The organism is Anaerocolumna sedimenticola (assembly GCF_009931695.1).
GTDB classification, from domain to species: Bacteria; Bacillota; Clostridia; order Lachnospirales; family Lachnospiraceae; genus Anaerocolumna; species Anaerocolumna sedimenticola.
The window spans coordinates 2,157,000-2,181,362 of the sequence record NZ_CP048000.1; the positions used below are offsets into that span (position 1 = coordinate 2,157,000).

The window sequence follows — 24,363 nt, forward strand, 5'->3', positions numbered from 1 at the left end:
TAACAGAAATTTCCATATATTATCATATAAGCATAACATATGTACATAATGTTGAATTAAATAAATTTTATCCAATATAATATAGCATTTTGACTATAAAAAGTCAATGCCATTGTATTAAAGTCGTATATTTTTATAAATAATAACAAAGTTGAATTAAGTCGCATAATAATAGCATATGGGAAATGGACTCATTAGGAGGAGGATACTATGAAATTAAAAAAGGTATTGGCAGTTTGTTTGGTTATTATAATGGCAGCTGTAACCATAGTTGGATGCAGTAAGGATAACAGTAAGACAACGAATTCCGATTCAGGAACTGCGGCAGAGAAAGCAACGGCAGAACAGACTCCGTCAGAAACTAAATCAGATAACTCAGGAGAAGTGGTAACTTTGAATTTTATGGGATGGGAAGCAAGTCCGTTAGAGACAGCTGCGGTAGAAGACGGTATTGCAATATTTGAGAAAGCACATCCGAATATTAAGGTAAATTACACACCGGGACTTGCTGGAAGTGAATATAATGCAAAATTATTAGCTTCCGCAGCTTCAAATTCCATGCCGGATGTTATGTTTATGATGGCAAATGCCTACCGGCAATTTGTATCAAAAGGTGCGCTTTTAGAAGTAACGGATAAGTTCAACGGGGAATTTCCACTGGACGATTTTATTGATTCGTCCAAAACAATTATGAGTATAGATGGTAAGGTATATGGGGTATCTTCCTGTACCGTGTCCCCGATTCTTTACTACAATAAAGATGTGTTTGATACTGCCGGAGTAGAATATCCAAACTCCGACCCTGCAAATAGCTGGACAATGGATGAATTCAGGGAAGTTGCCAAGAAATTATCAACCGATGATATCTACGGCTGTTACGGACTTGAAACAGTAGCCGATACCCTTGCTGCTCAGATTATTTCCAATGGGGGAGCCAGATACAGCGCAGATTATAAGACCAGTACCATGAATACACCGGAAGTAAAGAAAGTATTAGAAACGATCAAAGCGGTTCGTGTGGAAGACGGTTCTGCTCCCGATGCCACGACCTTAGACAGCGTTGGTATGAAAGCCGTACAAATGCTTGAAACCGGTAAAGTTGCCATGTTAATTGACGGTTCCTGGGCATTGCAGGAACTAGCGGCTTCGGGAATGAATGTTGGAATGGCACCGCTTCCATCCTACGGTAAAGTACTTACAACCGGTCAGGCTCATTTGCATTGTATTTCCGCAGGAACCAAATATCCGGAACAGGCCTGGGAATTTGTTAAATTCCTGTCCAGCCTGGATTATCAGGGAGCTTTAGTAAGTTCAGGACTTTGGATGCCGAACCGTAAATCCATGTATGAAGCCGATATGGTAGCTAAATGGTACAAAGATGATGTACATGGTGACAGCTATAAAAACATGCTGAATTATTTTAAAGATGCAGTAGTAGATCCTGCAGCACTTCAGTATTCCTCTAAATGCAGTGATATCATTTCCGAAGAGACAAAACTGTATTTTACCGATGCCCAGGACATTGACACTACCTTGCAGAATATTGATAAAAGATCAAATGAAGCAATTGCAGAAGCTTTAGAGTAATTACATTATTTTAACGCCAGAGTGTAATATCTGCTCTGGCGTTCTTAGATTAAAACAATTAAGGAGGCATAAGAGTGAAAGAAAATTTAGGAAATGAAAGGTTGCCACAATGTGATTCTTTCACTCTGCGAAACTTTGTTTCGCATTTTATTCTGTGGCAGTATCGCAGGACTACCTGCGATATGCAATGGGTGTAAAAAATGAAAGCAGTTGCTGTACCGAAAAAGAAACCCGGAAAGCTGTTCAATGATGCAAAATGGGCCTGGGTTATGTTGTTACCGAATATATTAGGATTTTTTATGTTTATGCTGATACCGGTCGCAGCCACCTTTGTATTAAGTTTTACAAAATATGATATGTTAACAAAACCGAAATTCATCGGATTAAAAAATTATATCGATATGGTACATGACCCTATCGTATGGCAGGTTACTGGTAATACCATAATGTATACGGTTATGACCGTTCCTGTGGGAATGAGTTTATCTCTGCTGCTGGCAGTAGCGCTGGATCAGAAAATCGGGTTAAAACGGTTTTACCGGGCAGCCTTCTTTTTACCCTCAATTACTTCCATGGTAGTTATCTCCATTGTATGGCAGTGGATTTATAACCCGGAATTTGGGCTGCTGAATTTTGGCTTATCTATTCTGGGGCTTCCTACCGGTAAATGGCTTACAAGTGCCTCCACTTCTCTGGTATCCATTGCAATCGTAGGTATATGGAAGCGTTTAGGATATGACATGATTATCTTTTTATCCGGTCTGCAGGGAATTTCCACTACCTATTATGAAGCAGCAAAGCTGGATGGAGCCAGCAAGACCCAGCAGTTTCGTTACATAACGGTTCCTATGTTAAAACCAACTACATTTTTTGTATTTATTATGGCAATTATTAACTCATTCCAGGTATTTGATCAGGTTATGTTAATGACAACCGGCGGTCCCGGAAGGTCATCTTCCGTATTGGTACATTATCTGTATCAGAATGCATTCCAGTATTTTAAATTAGGTTATGCCTGCTCAATTGCTTACCTGCTATTTGCAATTGTTATGATTATAACCGCAATTAATTTAAAAATGGAAAAAAATATGAGAGAAATCTATTAAGGAGGGAGATTACATGTCAAATAAAACAAAAAATAGAATAATAAAAATTATTTCACATTGCGTTCTGCTTTTTGGTTCTTTTTTAATGCTGGTACCCTTTCTTTGGATGCTGTCTTCTTCTTTCAAGGATTTAGGTGAGGTATTTGTATTTCCGCCGAAAATCTTTGGCAAGCGTTTGGTATGGGAAAACTATACCAATATTTCATCCCGTTTTAATTATTTTGCTTATTTTATGAATAGTGTAAAAGTATCTGCCTGGGTGGTATTTTTTCAGGTATTTACCTCAGCTCTGGCGGGATATGTGTTTGCACGGCTTAATTTCAAAGGCAGGGATAAAATCTTTATGTTGTATTTGGGAACCATGATGATTCCTTTTCACGTAACTGTTATAACAAACTTCCTGCAAATGTCCTCCTATGGACTGGTAAATACATTATGGTCGTTGATGATACCTCCCATGGTATCCGCTTTTGGAACGTTCTTAATGAGACAGTTTTTCATTACGGTCCCCAGAGAATTAGATGAAGCGGCTAAGATTGACGGCTGTAATCCGTTTCAGATCTTTATCCAAATACTATTGCCAATGGCTAAATCTACCATAGCAACCCTGGTTATCTTCTGCTATATGAATACCTGGAATGACTATTTTACTCCTTTGATTTATATTAATAACGCTGCAAAATATACCCTGCCTCTGGGGCTGGCAAGCATGAAAGGTATGTATTCCACAGACTGGCCGGTGCTTATGGCATCTTCTACCATTGCCGTCATGCCGGTATTAATCGTGTTCCTGTTTGCACAGGATGCATTTGTAAAAGGTGTTATGTTATCCGGTATGAAAGACTGATAAGGTAAAATAGTATGAACGTTAGATTAAAATATCCGTATCCATTTTTTATGTAAAAATATAAACGGGAATATAAATAAGATTGGAGCGTAGTTATATGAAGTTACTATCAATGAAAGAAATGAATATGAAAGATAAATTTTTTAGTGAATATATGCAGTTAATTCGCAATCATGTAATTCCGTATCAATGGGAAGCATTAAATGACCGTATTGAAGGAGCAGAGCCAAGTTATTGCATGCAAAATTTTAAGGTGGCTTCCGGTAAAATTCAAGGCAAATTTATGGGAATGGTTTTTCAGGACAGCGACGCCTATAAATGGCTGGAAGCGGTAGGGTATTGCCTCATGTGGAATCCGGATAAGGAACTTGAGGAAATTGCGGATGGGGCAATTGATGATATCTGTGCAGCCCAGCAGCCCGATGGTTATCTTAATACCTACTACATAATAGGCGGTCTTGATAAGCGTTTTACCAACTTAAAAGATCATCATGAATTATATTGTCTGGGTCACATGATAGAGGCAGCAGTTGTATATTATCAGGCAACCGGTAAACGTAAATTTATGGATACGGCAATCCGTTATGTTGATTGTGTTAACAGTATATTTGGTGCAGAGGCCGGTAAATTACATGGCTATCCCGGCCATGAAGTTATTGAGATGGCATTGGTTCGGTTGTATGAAGTAACAAAAGATGAAAAACACTTAAGATTAGCCAAATATTTTATTGATGAACGCGGAAAACAACCGCTTTATTTTGAATCGGAAACAATTATAAACCAAAACAATTTTCATTGGAAAGACAGTTATTTTAAATTTCAATATTATCAGGCCGGCAGGGAAGTAAGGCAGCAGGAGAAAGCAGAAGGTCATGCGGTTCGTGCAGTTTACCTCTACAGCGGTATGGCAGCCGTAGCAAACGAAACCGGGGATGAAAGTTTAATAAGAGCCTGTGAAAGACTCTGGGATAACATAACCAATAAGCAGATGTATATTACAGGAGCAATTGGTGCTTCCAGGTATGGGGAATCCTTTACTTTTGACTATGATTTACCCAATGATACCATTTATGCTGAAACCTGTGCGGCAGTTGGTTTAATTTTCTTCGCAAGAAGAATGTTTGAACTGACAAAAGACAGTAAATATATGAATGTGCTGGAAAGAGTTTTATTTAATGGTGCCATCAGCGGAATGTCACTGGATGGAACTAAATTCTTCTATGTAAATCCACTGGAAGTAGTTCCGGAAGCTTCTGAGAAAGATGAACAGAAAAGGCATGTTAAAGTGGAACGGCAGAAATGGTTCGGATGTGCCTGCTGTCCTCCCAACATCGCCAGGCTTTTATCTTCTATCGGCAGTTACGCCTATACGGAAACAGACGAATGTTTCTTTATGAATCTGTATATTGGCGGGGATATTACAACGACCATTCATGGGCAGAACGTAGAATTACATGTGGAAACGAATTACCCCTGGGACGGAGCGGTAAAGATCAGTTTTAACCAGAAGGAAGAGGCAGAATTTTGTTATGCCATCCGTATTCCGGACTGGTGCAGAAAGTATGTAATAGCATTGAATGGGGAAGAGATCCAAACTGATTTGGTAAAAGGTTATGTATACCTGCACCGGAAATGGAAAAATGGAGATACTATTACCTGTGATTTTAATATGGAAATCATATTAAACCAAGCAAATCCCAAAGTAAGGGAGGATATCGGTAAAGCAGCCATATCCAGAGGTCCGCTTATTTACTGTCTGGAGGAAGCCGATAACGGTAATAATCTGCATCGGATTTATATTAAGAAGGATACTAAGTTTACAGAACAATTTGAAAAGGACCTTCTAAAAGGTATTGTTACTTTAACCTGTGATGGAGAAAAACTGGTTGATAGCAATTGGAACGAAGAGGTTTTGTATCAAATTTACCAGGATCCGATATTTGAAAAGAAAACATTAAAATGGATTCCATATTATTCCTGGGCAAACCGGAATCCGGGTGAAATGCTGGTTTGGGTGAGAACGAAAGTTTAAAAAGATACATATTGCAGCTTACCTGGGAATTATTCGGACAATAAATGCTTCCGCGGGTGGTTAGACGCTAACTATAAAAATATCGTTCCAATAACACAATCAAAATTCAGAAAATCCAATAAATAGGGTTTTCTGGATTTTTTTGTATTAAGTTTTTCTTAAGGTGATATTCTATCTTGTTATAAGTCTTGATTGGGAGTAAGGCTAATGATATAATTCTTATAATATAATTGTTGTTTTACAATTAGCTATAATAATTTGAGGGTCAAAAGGACTCAAAGTATTTATGAATATATAATATACTTGTATTTATTCGAAATACTAAATTGAACTTTGATGCTCAAATCCTATAATATAAAAGATTTGGAGGATAGTATGATTAAAACAATCGTTTTGGATATTGGGCAGGTTTTGGCCCATTTTAATTGGAAAGGTTATATGGAAAGCTGCGGTTATAATGAGGAAACCCTGGATAGGTTAAGCAAAGCTACCGTACTTAGTAACGTTTGGGGCGAATTTGACAGAGGAGCTCTTAGTGATGAAGAGATTACCAGGTTGTGCTGTGAATTGGATACAGGGATAAGTGAAGAAATCAAATATTTTATAAAAACCAGTTATAATACGGTACAGGAATTTCCTTATTCCGTTGATTTTATTAAGAATTTAAAGAAGAATGGTTATAAAGTTTATCTTCTGTCCAATTATGGTAAAACTAATTTTGAGTATGCAAAAAAGAATTTTAAGTTTATTCCCCTTGCAGACGGCGGTGTTATATCCTATGAAGTTAAAAGTATTAAACCGGAACCAAAGATATATAAAGCCTTGATCGATAAGTATGATATTAATACAGAAGAAGCCGTATTTTTAGATGATTGCATTCCTAATCTGGAAGCTGCTAAAACATTCGGATTTCATACCATACATGTGACGGAATTTGAGAAAGCTTTAGAGGATTTAAGAAAATTAGATGTAAAGATTTGATGAAATCCATACAGGACGGTCCATATCCGTGCTAATAAACAGGGCTTTTGCAAATTCTTTAAGCTGGTGTTAAATCCTTTAAGAATTTTGCAGCAGCCCCTTTGCATATTTGATAGTATAAGTAACATTATTCTTAACTGCTAAGTTTAAATAAATCAGAAGAAATTATTGATCCAGCAAGGTTTTTTATAGATAAAATCTGCAGCTTTTTCTTTATTGCAATACAGGGTGATTCCTTCTAGATAATCCAGATCAGTAACATCATAACAACCAACTAAAACGGCAGAAAATTGATTGATCGTCATCTCCATATCAACATCCATAGGTTCCTTTGCCGAGGCGGAGGTATCCGGTAAAACTTCCTTTATACCTGGTGAGCCAGTTTCCTCAAAGGTTATTTCTTTTGTCCTGCCGTCTCGATAAACCACGTGAAAAACTCCGTTGTTCTGGTTTATAAAGGAATCTGTAATTTTAATACTCATTTCTCCGCTGTCTTTAAAGATGGCATGATTTAAAACCTCTTTGACATTAATAACCCGTACCATTCCGTTTTGCCTGATACTGCGGCTGCTTTTTGACTGGGAGTAATCCTCACAGAAATATTCTAAGGATAAACACCTTGGTGCATTAAATTGTACCGTATTATAATCGGCGGAAAAGGTCTTAACAAAACTCATAATAGCTTTTAAAGTGGTAAAGTTGTCATATACCATTTCCTTGCAGTCAAGAATAATCTGATTAGGCTCATTAAGTTTATCAAATACGAAATAACCTTTTGGGATCCCCGCTTTATCTTTATAAAGATAAGCCTGCCTGCTTCCTTTAAACGGATTTGAAGATTTTAATACTTCCCAGTCATAAGAATCCCTGTTTACCATCATATTATATTTTTCCGCAAATGTTTTATAAGCAGTTTCAAACTCAGAGTAATTCCCGTCTCCCCGATATAAGTGAAATGTACCGTCATAGTAATTATTAGGAATCGTATTCAGATTGAAATTCCAGCGAATGCTTTGGGAGGAGGGGATATAGCCAAAATTCATATAAAACTTTTCACTGAAAGGGTATAAATAGGAAAAGGAGATTCCACGTTTGTACATATCTTTTAAAACTTCTCGAAACATTTCACGGACGGCCCCTTTTCTTCTGTGTTGGGGATAAGTGCATACACCTCCGATTCCGGCCATTTTTAATTGATTTCCGTCAAAAAAAACTTCGTAAGGAAGTACACTGAGACAGGACATCATTTCTTCTTCTTCCGTAAAGGCAGCAAACGTATCTGTAAAATAAGCATCACTTTTGGAGGGGGATTTTCTTTTATACTCTTTATGTAATCTTCAGTGGTCTTACCCTTGGTGTCATGGATCCAGTTAAAGCACAGGGAAGATATATTCCTTGCCTCCATAAGTTCAGTTTCCTTTATTCTTCGAACTATCATTAATATTAAAACCTCCAATATTAAAATAATGTTTCATGTGACCGGTAAAGACTTGAGTATCACACACAAATCCATACTAATTTATCAATAATTATATCAGTAAAAGACTAACAAAACAAGAACAAAAGGAAAATAATGGGTTCCATGCCGCTTTTTAGGGGGATAGCTTGACATTAAATGGGGGCGAGGGTAATATGAAAGAGAGATATGATTATGTATACAACAGATAAAGGATTATCGCTCAGATAAAACAAAAATCAAGTCTTATTCACTTATTTTTAATACCGCAGAAGCGGTATTAAAACGGGAAGGTTGAAAGAAAATATAAAAGAAAGGTCAGCCACAAAAAATTCTTTCAACTATTAGTTTGTGGCAGCAGCATATCTGAAGCAGATATGTTATTTACAGGGTAAATAGTATGAACAATTTTACATTTTACAGCCCTACTTATTTTGTATTCGGTAAAGAGCAGGAGGAAAAAACCGGCAGTTATATTAAAAGATTCGGCGGATCAAAAGTACTGATTCATTACGGCGGAGGTTCCGTTATACGTTCAGGTTTATTAGACAGGGTAAAAGCTTCCTTAACAGAAGAGGGGATTGACTTTCTGGAATTAGGAGGGGTGAAACCAAATCCGAGAAGCGGTCTGGTATATGAGGGGATTAAGATTTGCAAGGAAAACAAGGTTGATTTTATTCTGGCAGTAGGCGGAGGCAGTGCTATCGATTCTGCTAAGGCAATAGCGGCCGGAGCCTTATATGACGGAGATTTTTGGGATTTTTATGAGGGAAAACCGGTGGATAAGGCTCTGAAAGTCGGAACTGTTTTAACCATTGCCGCAGCAGGCAGTGAGGGATCTGGTGATACGGTAATTACGAAAGAAGAAGGTATGCTTAAGAGGGGTGCCGGAGGAGAAGCATTACGACCGGTATTTTCTATTTTAAATCCTGAATTAACAAAGACGCTTCCGGCTTATCAGACAGCCTGCGGCGCAACGGATATTATGGCACATGTATTTGAACGTTATTTTACCAATACGAAAGAAGTAGAAGTGACGGACCGGTTGTGTGAGGCAGTTTTATTAACCATGATCAAAGAAGTGCCCAAAGTAATAGCTGACCCCAATGATTATGAAGCAAGAGCCAATATCATGTGGGCAGGGATGGTAGCCCATAACAATTTAGTTGGTGTCGGACGGGAGCAGGATTGGTCAAGTCATAATATTGAACATGAGCTGTCTGCTTTATATGATTGTGCCCATGGTGCAGGTCTGGCGGTCGTTTTTCCTGCCTGGATGACTTATGTTATGAAACATGATATTAATCGATTTGCCCAGGTCGCTGTAAGAGTATGGGGATGTCATATGGATTTTACTCATCCTGAGGAAACGGCTATGGAGGGGATTCATTGCTTAAAACAATTTTTAACCTCTATTGGAATGCCTGTAACGTTTAAAGAGCTGGGTGCTAAGGAGGAGGATATTCCTGCTTTGGCAGAGAAAATTGGTTTGGAAAAAGACGAGACAATGGGTAGTTTTGTAAAATTAACCACAAAAGATGTTGAAAATATATTATATCTTGCTTTATAGATAAAGATAATCTTTCGATGCCTTTCCCTTAAGCGCTTTATTTTGCACCGGTATTTATTCAAAGAAATGGAGATAAAATGATAAAAAAACAAATGACAGTGGTATTTATCTGTCTTTTTGCCGGGAGTCTGCTGTTTACGGCCTGCCGGAAAGAGGATAAGAATAACCAGGAAAATACAACGGAAGAGACAATTACTGAGACGGTAGCTACAGCGGAACAATCAGAAGAAACGATAGATAACAGTATAGGAGCTGATACAAAAGAGACGGAGGAAGAAACAGAACCCGGAACGGAATCTGAAACAGAAGAGTCTATCAGTGAAAAGGATGCCTTAAAGTACATTCAGGATAAGATAGGGGACAGAGGATACTATTTCGAAGTAGTAGATGATAATTTAGTGTTAGAAGACAAGAACTATTATGTTTACCAAATCAGTGACAGTGATGGGCCGATTGAACCAGACGTATTGGTGAATAAACGGACCGGTGAGCTTTCCTGTTATTACTCAGACGGAAGTACGGCAGCTTTTTCCGAGTATCCTTTATATGTCAAACCGGATACGGATACGGATTCAGATTCAGTTTCATCGGGAGAAATTTCACAGAATGAGGCATTGTCCAAGTTAGGGAAAGTTTCAGCCAAAGACTTAGGTCTTCCGGCAGAGTTATCAGAATATTCTATTATTTTTGATGACTGGACCACAAATATAAACGGTAAAGAGTGTTATGGTATAAACGCTTATGCGAAAGACAAGGAGCGGATGATCAGTATGGGACTATTTTACGTGACCATAGATGGAAGCACCATGTATAAATTTGACAGTTTACTGGATGATTTTGTAGAATTAAAAGAGAAATAAAAAAGCTGCTGAATATTTAAACCGGTGAAACACGCGTTAAGTGTTCCACCACCTTAAATATCCGGCAGCTTTTCAATTTATATCCTGTAGTTTCCATAACGTCAATTCAAATAGATTGTGTTATTATCTATTTTCCAAAAGCCTGATTTAAATCATAGATTATATCATCGATATGTTCAATACCAATAGATAAGCGGATGGTATTTGGTTTGATACCGGAGGCAAGTAATTCTTCTTCTGTCATTTGAGAGTGAGTTGTACTTGCAGGATGAATTACTAAGGATTTAACATCAGCAACATTGGCAAGTAAAGAGAATATCTCTAATCTGTCAATAAAATCCTGTGCATCTTTTGCTCCGCCTTTGATTTCAAATGTAAAGATGGAACCGCCGCCATTGGGAAAATATTTATTGTATAAAGTATGATATGGATTATCCGGTAAGGACGGATGATTTACATATTCTACCTGAGGGTGTGATTTCAGAAAATCTACCACTTTTAATGTATTTTCCACATGACGTTCCACACGAAGGGATAAAGTTTCCAAGCCTTGCAGGAATAGGAAAGAATTGAAAGGACTTAGAGTAGCACCGGTATCCCTAAGAAGAGTAACACGGGCTTTTATAATATAAGCGGCTGCTCCAACAGCACCTGTAAAGCTGATTCCGTGATAACTTGGATTTGGTTCCGTAAGGTATGGGAATTTACCGGAAGCAGCCCAGTCAAATTTACCGGAATCTATAATAACGCCGCCAATGCTTGTTCCATGCCCGCCAATAAATTTCGTAGCGGAATGAACGATAATATCCGCACCGTATTCAATTGGGCGAAAAAGGTATGGTGTTGCAAATGTATTATCAACGATTAATGGAATGCCGTTTTTATGTGCGATATCCGCAACAACCTCGATATCAATAATACTGGAATTAGGATTTCCAAGGCTTTCAATAAAGATTGCTTTCGTATTCGGTAAAATAGCTGCCTCAAAGCTTCCCTCTTCATCTGCATTAACAAAGGTAGTGGCGATTCCGAAATCTTTTAAGGTATGGGCAAATAAATTATAAGTTCCGCCATATATGGTATTGGCTGAAACGATATGATCCCCTGCGTGGGCTATATTCTGGATTGCATATGTAATAGCAGCGGAACCGGAAGCAGTAGCTAATGCTGCGATACCCCCTTCTAAGGCAGCGATACGTTGCTCAAATGCATCAGAGGTAGGATTCATAATACGGGAATAGATATTACCACCCTCCGATAAGTTAAATCGTCCTGCGGCCTGTGCTGAATTTGCAAATACATAAGAAGAAGTCTGATAAATCGGCACGCAGCGGGCATCTGTGGCGGAATCCGGTTTCTCCTGACCTACATGAAGTTGCAGTGTTTCAAATTTTAGATTACGTTTTTCCATAAAAAATACCACCTTTCAGATAATATATAAAACCTATTGGAAAACTATGAAATGAAGTATAATAGAAAATCTTGCCAATGTCAAGAAAAATATGTTAATTTACTTTAATATTTTTCCTGTCATTGGCAAGATTAATTTTTATACAGTCAACCCACCGCTTACGCTACCCTAAGAATGGGGGGACTTACTTGTAAGGTTAAATTACGTAATCATTTCCTGTCAGACTATTTTGTTTATCAACCAGATCTGCTAAAGTTATATTATCCACTACATTATTAATAGCATCATTTAATTTCATCCAGACATCCAAAGTAGCACATTGACTGCTGCGGGTACAAAGATTTGTTTCATCCTCTAAACAGGCAACCGGGGCAAGGCTTCCTTCAATTAAGCGAAGAATTGCGCCAACGGTATATTCTTCCGGGGCTTTTGCAAGACGATAACCGCCTTGCGCACCACGGATGCTTTTTACATATCCGGCCTTACTAAGTTGTGTAATGATCTGTTCCAAATATTTATCAGAAATTTCCTGCCTAGCTGAAATACTTTTAATGGTTATATATTCACCGGTATTATGCATTGCAAGATCTAACATTAACCTTAGGGCATAACGTCCTTTTGTTGAAATCTTCATAAAGACCTCCTTATTAAATAGTATTGGTTAATATTTATATTACCATGGGAATACTATGTTTACAAGTACTAATGCCGAGTTTTACAGTAAAATCACTTATTAGGTAATTGCGAAACTCTAAAGTTTTTTGGATATACCATACAATTAATACAATTTCATAGCTTCAGTTGCCTTTAGGGGCAAAATTCAGCTCTGAAATTGTATTAATTGCATGGCATATAAATACAATAATCTAGTTTCGCAATTACCTGAAATCATTTATATTTGAGAGGGAAAAACCAGCAAGATGTCATGCTATTATTAAAATTTAATGCTAAAAACCAATGTGATTTATTGTATCTTACCTTTTTGTATGATAAAATAGTCCTGTGTTATAATAAAATTAACAGGAGAACATGATAAGAAAGAGCATTATGCCGAGGGAGGCAAAATGAAAAAACTAGTTAAAACAATTCTAATTCTATTATACGTTTCTTCTCTGCTCGGCTGTCAATATAAGGATCGGGATTCCGGGTCTGGTTCTGATCAGACAGAGACGGCTGAAACTGTCGATAATAATGCAATTCCTAAAGATAAAACTCAGGACGTAAAAGAGGAATCAGTCACCGGTGGGACATCGGACGAACCTGCAGATTATAAACCGGTTACCGGAGATAATCTTACTGTTGCTTCCGAATTTGCGAAGGATTTACTGGATGAGAATTTCCCGAAATTGAAACAGGCCTATCAATATGATGAAAAGATGAAAACGGCAATAACTGATGAAGATACAAAAAGACCGTACTATTCTATAATTCTGAATACGGTAAAATGGAAAAAATAAAGGAACCATATTCCTTGTCGGTTGGTGCTTATCAATATATCATGGTACCGGTTACATGTACTATCGGTAATTTTAATTACCAAATCGCTTTTGATGGTAATCACAACATCGTAGGATTTTCATATGAAGAGTATGCTGCAAAAGAACCAATAGAAGATAATTCCATACCGGAAGAAGTTACGGAGACAGAATACAGCTTTAGCAACGATGGATTTGTGATTCCGGGTACTTTTACCACACCCAAAGAGGGCAGCAATTACCCGGTAGTAATTCTGGTACAGGGGTTCGGAGCTTCGGACAGAGATGAAAGTATTTATGAAAATAAACCTTTTCGTGATATTGCATGGGATTTGGCAAAACAGGGTATCGCCAGTTACCGATATGATAAGAGAAGTTACTTGTATAGTGAGCGGATGGCTAAGGACAAAACTGCTACGATAAAGGATGAAATCATTGATGATACAGTTGCAGCAACCCAAATGGTTAAAAAGCTGGAAGAGGTGGATAACTCCCGTATATATATACTGGGACATAGTCTGGGTGGATATGTAATACCCAGGATTGCACAGGAGTTACCGGAGGTTTCCGGTTACATTTTCATGGCTGCACCGGCTGAACATGTAAAGAATTATATATTGGATCAATATAATTACCTTGCTTATCGGGATGAAAATCTGACAAAAGAGGAACAGGAAGAGCAAAAAACACTGCGGAATGATATTGATCTGCTGGATAAACCGAAAGATATTCCGCAAGATAAAATGATATTAGGGGCTTATAAAGACTATTGGATTGATCTGGCTGATTATTATCCGATTAAAGCTGCTAAGAAAATTAAAGTTCCGGTATTGGTTCTTCAAGGTGAAAGAGATTATCAGGTTACAATGAAGCAATATAATAAATGGAAAGATAATTTTGAAGATTCAGATAATTGGATTTTTCATTCTTATGTTGCGTTAAATCATTTTATGATTGCTGGTGCCGGTGAACCAAAATCTGAAGAATACAGGGCAAGGGCACATGTTGATACAAAAGTAACTCAGGATATTACTCAATTCATTAAGGATAGTAAAGAAAAGGATTTAAAATAATATACGACTAAATAAGTTTGTCCAAAATGATTGAATATGAGGTATGAAAATGAATATATGTACTATGTTCTCCTACAAACGCAGTAAATAGTGTATTTTTATATCACATAAAATAAATTTTAGATAAGCTTTTTTAGCATATACAACAGAATGTTATTACAATTAAAGGGCTGTTGTAAAAACTGTTTTAATTAAAATGGTTTTTACAACGGCCCTTTAATTCTTTCTTATGGTTACAGCTTGATTTTGGTCCATTTACCGTTAGAGAATCTAATAAAATTTAAAATTAAACGTAAAAATTGATCTCCGCATAATGCTATCCAGGCACCATACAAACCGAATGAAAGAGGAAAACATAACAGCCAGGTGAGTGTCGGACGTAACAGTGCAACACTGATCATGGAGGTAATGGCAACAAAGACGGTATCTCCTGCACCTCTGAGACAACCGGAGATGATTACCTGGGAAGTCTGGGCATGGGTGGTGAAAGCAATAATCAGCATAATACCCGCACCTAAGGTTATAATAGCTGGATCATTCGTAAATAATGAAACTAAAAAATCCCTGCCGGTGATGAAAAATATAAAGAGAATGGATGATATCAGAAATGCCAGCCGTTGACCCGCCTTTCCATAAATAATTGCCATATCCGGGCGTTTGGCACCAAGGCTTTGCCCTACTAAGGAAGAAGCAGCTACGGAAAAACCATCACCAAAGCAAAAAGACAAATTAAGAATATTTATGCAGATTAAGTGGGCCTCGTATGAAGTTGTTCCTAATTTAGCAACAATTATCGCATAGGCAAAGAAACCGATACGCATAAAAACCTGTTCCACAAATGCGCTTCCGCTTACCTTTGTAATCGGTTCTAATACACGATGGTTAATTCTCCAGGATGCTTTGCTGCGAAGACTTAAAAAAGCACCACCTTTTAGAAGGGTTGTAACTGACATAATGCATGCGGCAATAGCGCCAAGACATGTGGCAATAGCAGCACCTTTTACCCCCAAAGCAGGAAAGAAACCGATACCGTTTATTAATAGGTAATTAAAAGTTATATTTACTATATTAGCAACAATATTCGTCCGCATTGAAATTTTAGTGTTTCCACTTCCACGCTGCGCAGCATTTATTGTAAGATTTAATGCGGTAAAAAATATACTTACCATTAGAACTCGAAAATAATCCAGTGCATCTTTCAGATAGGAAGCTTCAGCACCTGCGAACTTTAAGATAGGAACTGCAAAAATAAAACCCAGAATTGACATAGTAAGGGAAAGAAGTGCACTTAGTATCATGCCGGCTCTTAAAGTGTGATTTGCACCCTCCCGGTCCTGTTGGCCTTTTCTTCGTGCTACAATTGCCGTAATTCCTACATTAAGCGAAAAGATTACTGCTAAAAGAATAAATTTTGGCTGATTGGTTATACCAACAGCAGCAATAGCCCCTTTGCCCAAAGTTCCTACCATCATCGTGTCAACAGAACCAATTAAACCAACTAACAGGGATTCAATCGCAGATGGCCATGCCACGTTAAAGAATTTATGATAGACAATTTTGGATGGAGGAAGGTCACCGGTAACTAATTGGGGTTTAATCATGCCTTTTACTGTGAAAAAATTGATTGTTTGATTAATAAGTTTCATAATAAACCTCTGTCCTATGTATTTATTTTCATCATTTAACCTTACAAGTCAAGTGGACCTAAACATAAATACTAGTATACCATAGAAAAGAAAAGAAACAATGTATTTACTTATACTATTCAATTTTTTTCCATTCTGTGATAAAATATATTTGTTAAATAATTAATATACTATATGTGAACACTTTAAAAGAAAAAGGAGCCTAGGTGTATGAATACTGAGAGTAATCATGTTGAAACGAATGAGCTGGTTTGCAGAAAGCAGGGAGAATTAATTCAAAACATACGCGGAGAAAAACCGGTAAGTGGCTTAAAAGAGGATACATGCAGGCAATTAATCCGGGAAGCTATTCATAGTCTAAAGTTTTCTTATTCTCCTTACTCCGGTTTTAAGGTGGGTGCTGCATTGTTGACAAAGGACTTAAAAATATATACCGGATGTAATATAGAAAATGCGGCTTATTCTCCAACAAACTGTGCCGAACGTACTGCATTCTTTAAAGCCGTAAGTGAGGGAAAAAAGGATTTCCAGGCGATAGCAATCGTTGGAGGTAAAGACGGAATTATTACCGATTATTGTCCGCCTTGCGGAGTATGCCGCCAGGTTATGATGGAGTTTTGTGAGCCGAAGAATTTCTTTGTGATTTTAGCAAAATCAGAGGCAGACTATTGGATCTATAATTTAGAGGATATGATTCCGATGGGATTTGGACCTGGCAATTTAGCACAGGAATAAATGATTCCAACGCGTACGGGAACCGGAGAAACCCGCAAAGCGTGTTTCTTCCGGTTTATATCTTTATTCAATTATTATGATAAAATATAATGCACATTCTAAAATAGGATTATTTTATTAAATACTAAAACAACCGATAAAAAGTACTTGACAAATTAGTCTTTCATAAATATAATGATAAAGTACCTGTTGAAAAGCAGTACGATAATGGGATCTTAGCTCAGCTGGGAGAGCATCTGCCTTACAAGCAGAGGGTCATAGGTTCGAGCCCTATAGGTCCCATTTTTACGAAAAATAATAATAGTTTTCGAAAAAGATATTAATATACCTGGCGAAGTAGCTCAGTTGGCTAGAGCACGCGGTTCATACCCGCGGTGTCGGCGGTTCAAATCCGTCCTTCGCTATCTCAAAAAGATTGTCTACGGCAATCTTTTTTTATCTTAGAAGATATTACATTCCATAAGATATTGCGTCCTATTCGAACCGGAAGAAACACGCTTTGCGGGTTTCTCCGGTTCGCGTGCGCGTTCAAATATTGCAAGCAAGCTTACTAATTCTCACTTTGCTTTCGCCAAAATAAAATCCTCCGAAACTAACATATATAATTATATCTTAATTAGACGAAGCGTATTTTTCATTATGAATTTCTAATATACATCAAAATACGGAGAAGAATAGATCTACTTAGTAAATGATAAAAATTATTGTTTCCTATCTAGATTATTTAAGTTATTATAGTATATAATAGTTTTAACCTATAGTCACTTAATTTTCTCAAATAGGAAAAAGGTAAATTATTTAGGAAAGGATTCCATACTATGATTCTTTTAAGTTTTTATGGTATGGCAATACCGTAATCAAATTTGCGGTATGTAATGGGTATCAATATGAGAATTGGATCAGGATATGATGTGCACCGCCTGGTTAGCGGGCGTGATTTAATCATTGGCGGAGTTAATATACCATATGAAAAGGGCCTTTTAGGACATTCCGATGCGGATGTACTTCTCCACGCAATCATGGATGGATTATTGGGAGCCGCAGCTCTGGGTGATATCGGTAAACATTTTCCCGATACGGAGGAAGCCTATAAGGGAATTTCCAGTATCGAGTTATTAAAAAAAGTCAGAATACTTCTGGAAGACAGGTTTTATATAATAGAGAATATTGACGCTACTATTATTGCGCAAAAACCAAAGATGGCACCTTACATACCTATGATGGTTACAAATATAGCAGCAGCATTAGGTATAGAAGAAAATCAGGTTAATATTAAAGCTACCACGGAGGAGGGGTTGGGATTTACCGGAGAAGGCTTAGGTATCTCGTCTAATGCGGTGTGCTTGCTTACTACGGTTGATAACTACAGGTACGATGATGGTGCAGGCAACATAAGTACCAACAGAGGTTGTGACAGCTGTTCGGGATGCGCCGGCTGTTCGAAAAAGTAATTGCTACGGGAGATAGTATGGAGCAAACATTAGTTAATACTGAATATACAATATTTAATACAATAGATGAAATACAAATATCAGGGAAAAGTTCAGAAGAGATCAGAGAAGACCTACACCGTTTATGGCGGGATTGCTTCGGGGATACAATAGATTATACCAATTTTTATTTCGATTGGAAAGTAAAAGATAATCGTGTTCTGACAGTATATAAGCAGAACAGTATAAGCGCTATGCTGCATCTTAACCCATATACGGTTATGGTAAATAGTAAACCGACACCGTTAAATTATATTGTAGGGGTTGCTACCAGAAAAGAAGACAGACGGCAGGGGTTAATGAAACTGCTGTTGGAAGCTTCTCTTAACCAGATGTATGAAGAACAGATGCCGTTTACTTATTTGATGCCTGCTGCCGAGGCTATTTACCTGCCCTTTGGATTTCGGATTGTATATGAACAGGAACCCTGGAAGGAAAAGCTTATTGAAGCCGCACAAAAGAGAAATACCGGATTGAATTTAAATGAAGCAGAAAAAGATGAATTAAAGGTAGTTAATGTAAAAAGTAATGAGGAAGAAAAAATTTCGGCTCTGACGGAATTTACTAATAGCTTTTTAGCGGGGCATTATAGCATTTATGCAAAACGTTCGCCTTATTATTACAAACGTTTAATCCAGGAGATGAAAAGTGGAAAGGGAAATGTTTTAGTTTGCTTGCTTAAAGATGAAATAATCGGTTATATTGCTTATATGACCGATGGAGGTATTGGAATAGCCGAATGCATTTATGAGAAAGATAAAAAAGAGATATTTATGAAAGCTATTTCATCCGAAATTATAAACAAAAATGATACTGCTGCGACTTCTGAAAATTACTCCAATCCAACTATTATGGCAAGAATCGTAAATTGGAATAATTTTATTAAAAGGATTACGGCAAAAGAAGAATTTACCGTTTATATTAAAGTTGAAGATACCATAATAACAGATAATAACGGTACGTATCAGCTGCAATTTACACCTTGGGGTTGTAATGTTGATTTAACTGACCAACAGCCGGAGCTGACGGCTGATATATCGGACTTAACGAGATTGTTTTTTGGCAGAATGAAAGAAAATGATATTGCGAAACTAAATATTAACGGAGAGCCATTTGAGATTATAAATAAACTTACGAAGATTAACGGATATAAAGATGTTTTTATCAATGATGTTGTGTAAGGGTATTATTTTGAGGTTTGATTACAGGTTCAACCACAAGGCTGAACTGTAATATGACAAAATGAACGGCTGGAAAAATTACTTTACTTCAAGGTTGACATTTTCTTAATTTTGCATAGAATAGATACAGTATTATAAATAAATATAAGAAAAGCGTTGAACAAAAAAGTAGTTCATATGTAAGGCAGCAGAGATAGAATGTCACCGGCTGAAAGCATTCTTTGCCAGAATATAAACGAAGTGCATTTGGGAGCTGATTAGGTGAGGTATTAACTTAGCTTAATCCGGACACAGCCGTTATCTGACATAAGACTGTATAAGGTATTAAAAACCTGATACAAAATAGAGTGGAACCACGGATGAACTTCGTCTCTTACCTGTAAGAGACGGAGTTTTTTTAGCTGTTAAACCATAGGAGGTTGTATTCATGGGCTTTATCGGGTATATTAAAGAAGAAATGCAAATAATAAAAGAAAGAGATCCTGCAATAAAAACACCCTTTGAAGTATTTTTATATCCAAGCTTTCATGCGATTATCAGGTACAGAATTGCACATAAATTATATTTACAAAAGCACTATTTCCTGGCCAGATGGTTTTCACAAAGGACGGTAAGAAAAACCGGAATAGAAATTCATCCGGGAGCAACCATTGGAAAAGGCTTATTTATAGATCATGGACACGGAGTTGTAATTGGTGAGACTGCTATTGTAGGTGATAACGTAACATTATATCAAGGCGTTACGTTAGGAGGAACCGGTAAGGAAAGCGGAAAAAGGCATCCTACCATAGGCAATAACGTGATGATAAGTGCAGGTGCTAAAATATTAGGATCTTTTACGGTAGGTGAAAATTCCAAAATCGGAGCCGGCTCCGTAGTATTATCGGAGGTTCCTCCCAACTCTACGGTTGTAGGTGTACCGGGACGTGTGGTGAAAAGGGATAATGTTAAAATACCGAGGGAAGATATGGATCAGGTACATCTTCCGGATCCGGTTTATAATGATTTGACCGTATTGCAACTGGAAAATAAGAGATTAAAGCATGAATTAAAGCAGGTCTGTGAAAGGCTGCACAAATTAGAAAAATAAGTATTTTTCATACAAACAAGGGACTCAAAGAACAAATGTCTTAGTAGGCAGTAAATCATCTGCCGGCAGATGATTTATACAATGGGAACTAGGTTGAAAGAAAATATAAAAGGAAAGGATGCCATATGCAGATTCTTTCGACCTGTGAAACTTGTTTCACATTTTATTATATGGCAGTAACACAGCTGGCTGCAGATGTGTTATGCAATGGATGTTAAAATGAAAATCTATAATACTTTAAAGAAAAAGAAAGAAGAATTTATACCAATTGAAGAAGGTAAGGTTCGTATGTATGTCTGCGGGCCAACCGTATATAATTATATCCATATAGGAAATGCGAGACCGATTATAGTATTTGATACTGTTAGAAGATATCTTGAATATAAGGGTTATGAGGTTAATTTTGTATCGAATTTTACTGATGTGGATGATAAAATCATTAAAAAAGCCAATGACGAAGGAGTATCTGCTACAGAGATATCCGAACGGTTTATTGATGAATGCCGTAAGGATCAGGATGGCCTAAATGTAAAACCTGCTACTACCAATCCCAAAGCTACGGAAGAAATCGACGGCATGATTGAGATGATAGAGGCTCTGATCCAAAAAGGCAATGCTTATGAGAAAAACGGTACGGTATATTTTAGAACCAGAAGTTTTAAAGATTACGGAAAGTTATCCAAGAAAAATATTGACGATCTGGAAGCAGGAATCAGAATTGCAGTCAGTGATGAAAAAGAAGATCCTATGGATTTCGTTCTTTGGAAACCGAAAAAAGAAGGAGAGCCTTACTGGACCTCACCCTGGAGTGACGGTAGACCAGGCTGGCATATTGAATGTTCCGTCATGAGTAAAAAATATCTTGGAGACCAGATTGACATCCATGCCGGTGGTGAGGATTTAGTATTCCCTCATCATGAAAATGAAATAGCACAAAGTGAAGCCTGCAACGGAAAAGAATTTGCAAGATACTGGATGCATAATGCTTTCTTAAATATTGATAATAAGAAAATGTCAAAATCAGAAGGTAACTTTTTTACCGTAAGGGAAGTCAGCGAAAAATATCCCCTGCAGGTACTTCGTTTCTTCATGTTAAGTGCTCATTACAGAAGTCCTCTTAACTTCAGTAAGGAATTAATGGAAGCTTCTAAGAACGGTTTGGAAAGAATTCTTACCGCTACCTATAATCTGGGCCATCTTCTGGAATCCGCAGAACCCAAAGAATTAGCAGAGGATGAGAAAAATATTCTTGCAGAAGTTGAGAGTTTAAATGATAAATTTGATATGGCGATGGATGATGATTTTAATACGGCCGATGCCATTGCAGCTATATTTGAGATAGTTAAGGCAGCCAATTCAAAAATTACATCGGATAATTCAAAAGAGCTGATTCAAAAAGTTTTAGATAAGATTTTAACGCTAAGTGATATTTTAGGCATTCATGCGAAGAAAAATGAAGAATTGCTGGATGATGAAATTGAGCAGTTAATACAGGACAGACAGAATGCGAGAAAAAGTAAAGATTTTGCGAAAGCCGATGAAATCCGTAACCTTTTATTAGAGAAAGGTATTATTCTGGAAGATACGAGAGAAGGCGTAAGATGGAAAAGAGCTTAGTTGAAAATACATCTGTTCAGGCGGAGAGTAAGGAACCGTTAGCTTTGATCCAGTATATTAAGTCGTACCTGGATTTACCGGATACGGATTTAAAGACCTATTCCCCGCTTACCCTTGCATTTATCGGCGACGTGGTTTATGATTTAATCATACGTACTTTAGTTGTGGAGAATGGTAATGCTCCTGTTAATAAATTGCATAAAAAGTGAGTAATTTGGTAAAAGCTCCCGCTCAAATGGAGCTGTTTCACCATATTGAGGACAAGCTTACCGAAGAAGAGTTAGCTGTATATAAAAGAGGACGTAATGCCAAATCTTTTACTTCTGCCAAAAATGCCAGTATAACTGAATACCGGATTGCTACCGGTTTTGAAGCTTTAATCGGATATCTTTACCTTAATAATGAATTTACACGAATTCTGGAGATAATAAAATCAGGATTAAAATAATTTTGTTTCCCATATGGAGGTTAATTTGGAATGAGATATGAAGAATTTACAATAGAAGGCAGAAATGCAGTACTGGAGGCTTTTCGTTCCGGAAAAACCATAGACAGGCTGTTTATCTTAGATGGATGTCAGGATGGACCAATCAAATCCATAACAAGAGAAGCAAGAAAAGGTGATACGATCATTACTTTCGTAAAAAAGAAAGACTGGATCAGTTGTCCGAATCCGGAAAGCATCAGGGTGTAATAGCATATGCTGCAGCGTATGAATATGCAGAAATAGATGATATGTTAGAAGCAGCCAAAGAAAAGGGAGAACCCCCTTTCTTAATTTTATTAGATAATATAGAAGATCCACATAATCTGGGAGCGATTATCAGGACTGCAAATCAGGCAGGAGCCCACGGGGTAATCATTCCTAAAAGGCGAGCGGTCGGATTAACTGCAACCGTTGCAAAAACATCAGCAGGAGCGATTAATTATACTCCGGTTGCCAAGGTAACCAATTTAGCTGCAACGATAGAAGAACTGAAAGAAAAAGGGCTTTGGTTTGTCTGCGCAGATATGGATGGCGAAATCATGTATAAACTAGGTCTACGTGGTCCTATCGGACTGGTAATTGGAAGCGAAGGAGAAGGGGTTGGCAGATTAATTAAGGAAAAGTGTGATTTTACCGCTAAAATCCCTATGTTTGGCAATATTGATTCCCTGAATGCTTCCGTAGCTGCGGGGGTTTTGGCATATGAAATTGTAAGGCAAAGAATGGGTTGATTTTAACTTAAGAATAACTTACTAGTATAAACAAATAAAGAAAAGAAGCTGTTCAAATAGGTATATATTACGGTGTATGACTTACTACTTAACAGCTTCTTTTTTTTGCGAAAGTAAAGTGAGAATCAGCAAGCTTGCTTGCAATAATTGGATCGCCTAATTTTTATTTTCATTACCGAATTTTTTTAATAAATATCTCTTTTTGTATTTTAATTTGCTGTATTTTCCTACTTTCTGAATTACATTGTAGTTAACAATTCCGCCTACCGCACCAACAATCGGTATACCCTGAATAAACTTGGCAGTTAATAACGAATTGGATAAAACGGAGGAGGTTAATTTCATTTGTTCTTCCAAATCCATATTAGTGCAAATCTGGTGATCCGTTTTATAACCGAAAGAATCGATTTCCTTATTCACTTCTTTTTGTTTCTCTTCTTTGGACAAAGCTCCCCGGATAAGCATTAAGATATACGTTTTTTCAGTCGGAGTATTATAATCAAAGCCATAGCTTAAGGCAACCTCATTAATGGTTTTAATGATTAAAGAGATAAGAATCGGAATATCAGGTAATCCGATTCCAAGAGCACCTAAAACACTGCCCTCCAGCACGGAAAAGGAAGTATTGATAACATTGGAATAATTAGAGGGTTTATCAAGGCGTTTAACGGATTTATTATTGAATTTCCTCTGTATGGCATAATCATTTATTTCAAATTCAAACTGTTTGTTTTCTTTATTATATGTTTTCTCAATATACTCATTCCCTTTTTCAAAAAATAATTTAAAGCTCTTATAGAAAGCCGTTTCTAGGGTATTATTTAATTTCTCCGGTACCTTTTCCTGAATTTTATCTACAAAAGGTAATATTTTATTTTTTAGGAAAGGGATATCCTTAGGGTTTAATATAGTATCTTCTTTCCTATCTAATTTTTTCATTTGTTTCACAAACATTCGGTCCATATCTATGTCCTTTCTAAATCAGATT

General features: G+C 37.1%; 20 protein-coding genes, 2 tRNA genes, 2 pseudogenes and 1 other annotated feature. Of the genes and pseudogenes, 18 read left to right on the forward strand and 6 right to left on the reverse strand.

Going from position 1 to position 24,363, the window contains the following annotated elements; genetic code table 11:
* Nucleotides 1–210 precede the first annotated feature (210 nt).
* The 5 genes from Ana3638_RS09530 to Ana3638_RS09550 all read left to right on the forward strand — a co-directional run bounded on the left by Ana3638_RS09530 (nt 211) and on the right by Ana3638_RS09550 (nt 6,553).
* Nucleotides 211–1,587 (forward strand): ABC transporter substrate-binding protein, encoded by a 1,377-nt coding sequence (locus tag Ana3638_RS09530; protein ID WP_246240945.1) that lies wholly within the window; start codon nt 211–213, stop codon nt 1,585–1,587.
* Nucleotides 1,588–1,787: 200 nt separating this feature from the next.
* Nucleotides 1,788–2,693 (forward strand): carbohydrate ABC transporter permease, encoded by a 906-nt coding sequence (locus Ana3638_RS09535; protein ID WP_161837817.1) that lies wholly within the window; start codon nt 1,788–1,790, stop codon nt 2,691–2,693.
* 13 nt (nt 2,694–2,706) lie between these two features.
* Nucleotides 2,707–3,540, forward strand: a complete 834-nt coding sequence (locus tag Ana3638_RS09540) for a carbohydrate ABC transporter permease (RefSeq protein ID WP_161837818.1) — start codon at nt 2,707–2,709, stop codon at nt 3,538–3,540.
* Nucleotides 3,541–3,637: 97 nt separating this feature from the next.
* Nucleotides 3,638–5,572: a glycoside hydrolase family 127 protein gene (locus Ana3638_RS09545; protein WP_161837819.1), complete on the forward strand. Its 1,935-nt coding sequence runs from the start codon at nt 3,638–3,640 to the stop codon at nt 5,570–5,572.
* Between the two features lie 375 nt (nt 5,573–5,947).
* Nucleotides 5,948–6,553, forward strand: a complete 606-nt coding sequence (locus Ana3638_RS09550) for an HAD family hydrolase (RefSeq protein WP_161837820.1) — start codon at nt 5,948–5,950, stop codon at nt 6,551–6,553.
* A 155-nt stretch (nt 6,554–6,708) separates the two neighbouring features.
* Here Ana3638_RS09550 and Ana3638_RS09555 read toward each other — a convergent pair whose 3' ends face one another.
* Together Ana3638_RS09555 and Ana3638_RS09560 are read right to left on the reverse strand one after the other, a co-directional pair.
* Nucleotides 6,709–7,800 carry a GNAT family N-acetyltransferase gene (locus Ana3638_RS09555; protein WP_161837821.1) on the reverse strand — a complete coding sequence of 364 codons (1,092 nt, stop codon included), beginning with the start codon at nt 7,798–7,800 and terminating at the stop codon, nt 6,709–6,711.
* Entirely contained in the window at nt 7,797–7,991 is a 195-nt protein-coding gene (locus Ana3638_RS09560) for a hypothetical protein (protein WP_161837822.1), read from the reverse strand. The genes Ana3638_RS09555 and Ana3638_RS09560 overlap by 4 nt, the downstream gene beginning before the upstream one ends.
* A 418-nt stretch (nt 7,992–8,409) precedes the next feature.
* Between Ana3638_RS09560 and Ana3638_RS09565 the strand changes: the two genes are divergently transcribed.
* Entirely contained in the window at nt 8,410–9,579 is a 1,170-nt protein-coding gene (locus Ana3638_RS09565; protein ID WP_161837823.1) for an iron-containing alcohol dehydrogenase, read from the forward strand.
* Nucleotides 9,580–9,656: 77 nt separating this feature from the next.
* Nucleotides 9,657–10,439: a hypothetical protein gene (locus tag Ana3638_RS09570; protein WP_161837824.1), complete on the forward strand. Its 783-nt coding sequence runs from the start codon at nt 9,657–9,659 to the stop codon at nt 10,437–10,439.
* A gap of 127 nt (nt 10,440–10,566) precedes the next feature.
* Here the strand turns inward: Ana3638_RS09570 and Ana3638_RS09575 are convergent, their stop codons facing one another.
* Nucleotides 10,567–11,850, reverse strand: a complete 1,284-nt coding sequence (locus Ana3638_RS09575; RefSeq protein WP_161837825.1) for an O-acetylhomoserine aminocarboxypropyltransferase/cysteine synthase family protein — start codon at nt 11,848–11,850, stop codon at nt 10,567–10,569.
* A gap of 196 nt (nt 11,851–12,046) precedes the next feature.
* Complete coding sequence (locus Ana3638_RS09580) at nt 12,047–12,484, reverse strand: RrF2 family transcriptional regulator (protein WP_161837826.1); 438 nt, start codon at nt 12,482–12,484, stop codon at nt 12,047–12,049.
* A gap of 430 nt (nt 12,485–12,914) precedes the next feature.
* On the opposite strand from Ana3638_RS09580, the gene Ana3638_RS09585 reads away from it, so the two are divergent.
* Nucleotides 12,915–13,307 carry a hypothetical protein gene (locus tag Ana3638_RS09585; RefSeq protein ID WP_161837827.1) on the forward strand — a complete coding sequence of 131 codons (393 nt, stop codon included), beginning with the start codon at nt 12,915–12,917 and terminating at the stop codon, nt 13,305–13,307.
* Nucleotides 13,295–14,398 (forward strand): alpha/beta hydrolase family protein, encoded by a 1,104-nt coding sequence (locus tag Ana3638_RS09590; protein WP_161837828.1) that lies wholly within the window; start codon nt 13,295–13,297, stop codon nt 14,396–14,398. Before Ana3638_RS09585 ends, Ana3638_RS09590 begins: the two co-directional genes overlap by 13 nt.
* Before the next feature lie 233 nt (nt 14,399–14,631).
* Here Ana3638_RS09590 and Ana3638_RS09595 read toward each other — a convergent pair whose 3' ends face one another.
* Complete coding sequence (locus Ana3638_RS09595; RefSeq protein ID WP_202621593.1) at nt 14,632–16,044, reverse strand: MATE family efflux transporter; 1,413 nt, start codon at nt 16,042–16,044, stop codon at nt 14,632–14,634.
* 210 nt (nt 16,045–16,254) lie between these two features.
* Between Ana3638_RS09595 and Ana3638_RS09600 the strand changes: the two genes are divergently transcribed.
* The 9 genes and pseudogenes from Ana3638_RS09600 to rlmB all read left to right on the forward strand — a co-directional run bounded on the left by Ana3638_RS09600 (nt 16,255) and on the right by rlmB (nt 23,375).
* Nucleotides 16,255–16,779, forward strand: a complete 525-nt coding sequence (locus Ana3638_RS09600) for a cytidine deaminase (protein WP_161837829.1) — start codon at nt 16,255–16,257, stop codon at nt 16,777–16,779.
* 209 nt (nt 16,780–16,988) lie between these two features.
* A tRNA-Val gene (locus Ana3638_RS09605) sits at nt 16,989–17,061 on the forward strand.
* Between the two features lie 48 nt (nt 17,062–17,109).
* Nucleotides 17,110–17,183: transfer RNA gene (locus Ana3638_RS09610), tRNA-Met, on the forward strand.
* Nucleotides 17,184–17,666: 483 nt separating this feature from the next.
* On the forward strand, nt 17,667–18,230 hold the full coding sequence (ispF, locus tag Ana3638_RS09615) for a 2-C-methyl-D-erythritol 2,4-cyclodiphosphate synthase (protein ID WP_161837830.1): 564 nt from the start codon (nt 17,667–17,669) through the stop codon (nt 18,228–18,230).
* Between the two features lie 17 nt (nt 18,231–18,247).
* Entirely contained in the window at nt 18,248–19,450 is a 1,203-nt protein-coding gene (locus tag Ana3638_RS09620; RefSeq protein ID WP_161837831.1) for a GNAT family N-acetyltransferase, read from the forward strand.
* Nucleotides 19,451–19,597: 147 nt separating this feature from the next.
* Nucleotides 19,598–19,827 (forward strand) — a binding site (T-box leader).
* A gap of 50 nt (nt 19,828–19,877) precedes the next feature.
* Nucleotides 19,878–20,540: a serine O-acetyltransferase EpsC gene (gene epsC, locus Ana3638_RS09625; RefSeq protein WP_161837832.1), complete on the forward strand. Its 663-nt coding sequence runs from the start codon at nt 19,878–19,880 to the stop codon at nt 20,538–20,540.
* Between the two features lie 219 nt (nt 20,541–20,759).
* On the forward strand, nt 20,760–22,157 hold the full coding sequence (gene cysS, locus Ana3638_RS09630) for a cysteine--tRNA ligase (protein ID WP_161840506.1): 1,398 nt from the start codon (nt 20,760–20,762) through the stop codon (nt 22,155–22,157).
* Nucleotides 22,142–22,605, forward strand: a pseudogene (locus Ana3638_RS26750) (Mini-ribonuclease 3). The gene cysS and the pseudogene Ana3638_RS26750 overlap by 16 nt, the downstream one beginning before the upstream one ends.
* 30 nt (nt 22,606–22,635) lie before the next feature.
* A pseudogene (gene rlmB / locus Ana3638_RS09640) lies at nt 22,636–23,375 on the forward strand (23S rRNA (guanosine(2251)-2'-O)-methyltransferase RlmB).
* Between the two features lie 156 nt (nt 23,376–23,531).
* On the opposite strand, the gene Ana3638_RS09645 reads toward rlmB, so the two are convergent.
* A complete protein-coding gene (locus Ana3638_RS09645) occupies nt 23,532–24,338 on the reverse strand; it encodes an EcsC family protein (RefSeq protein ID WP_161837833.1) in 807 nt (268 codons plus the stop codon).
* Nucleotides 24,339–24,363 lie beyond the last annotated feature (25 nt).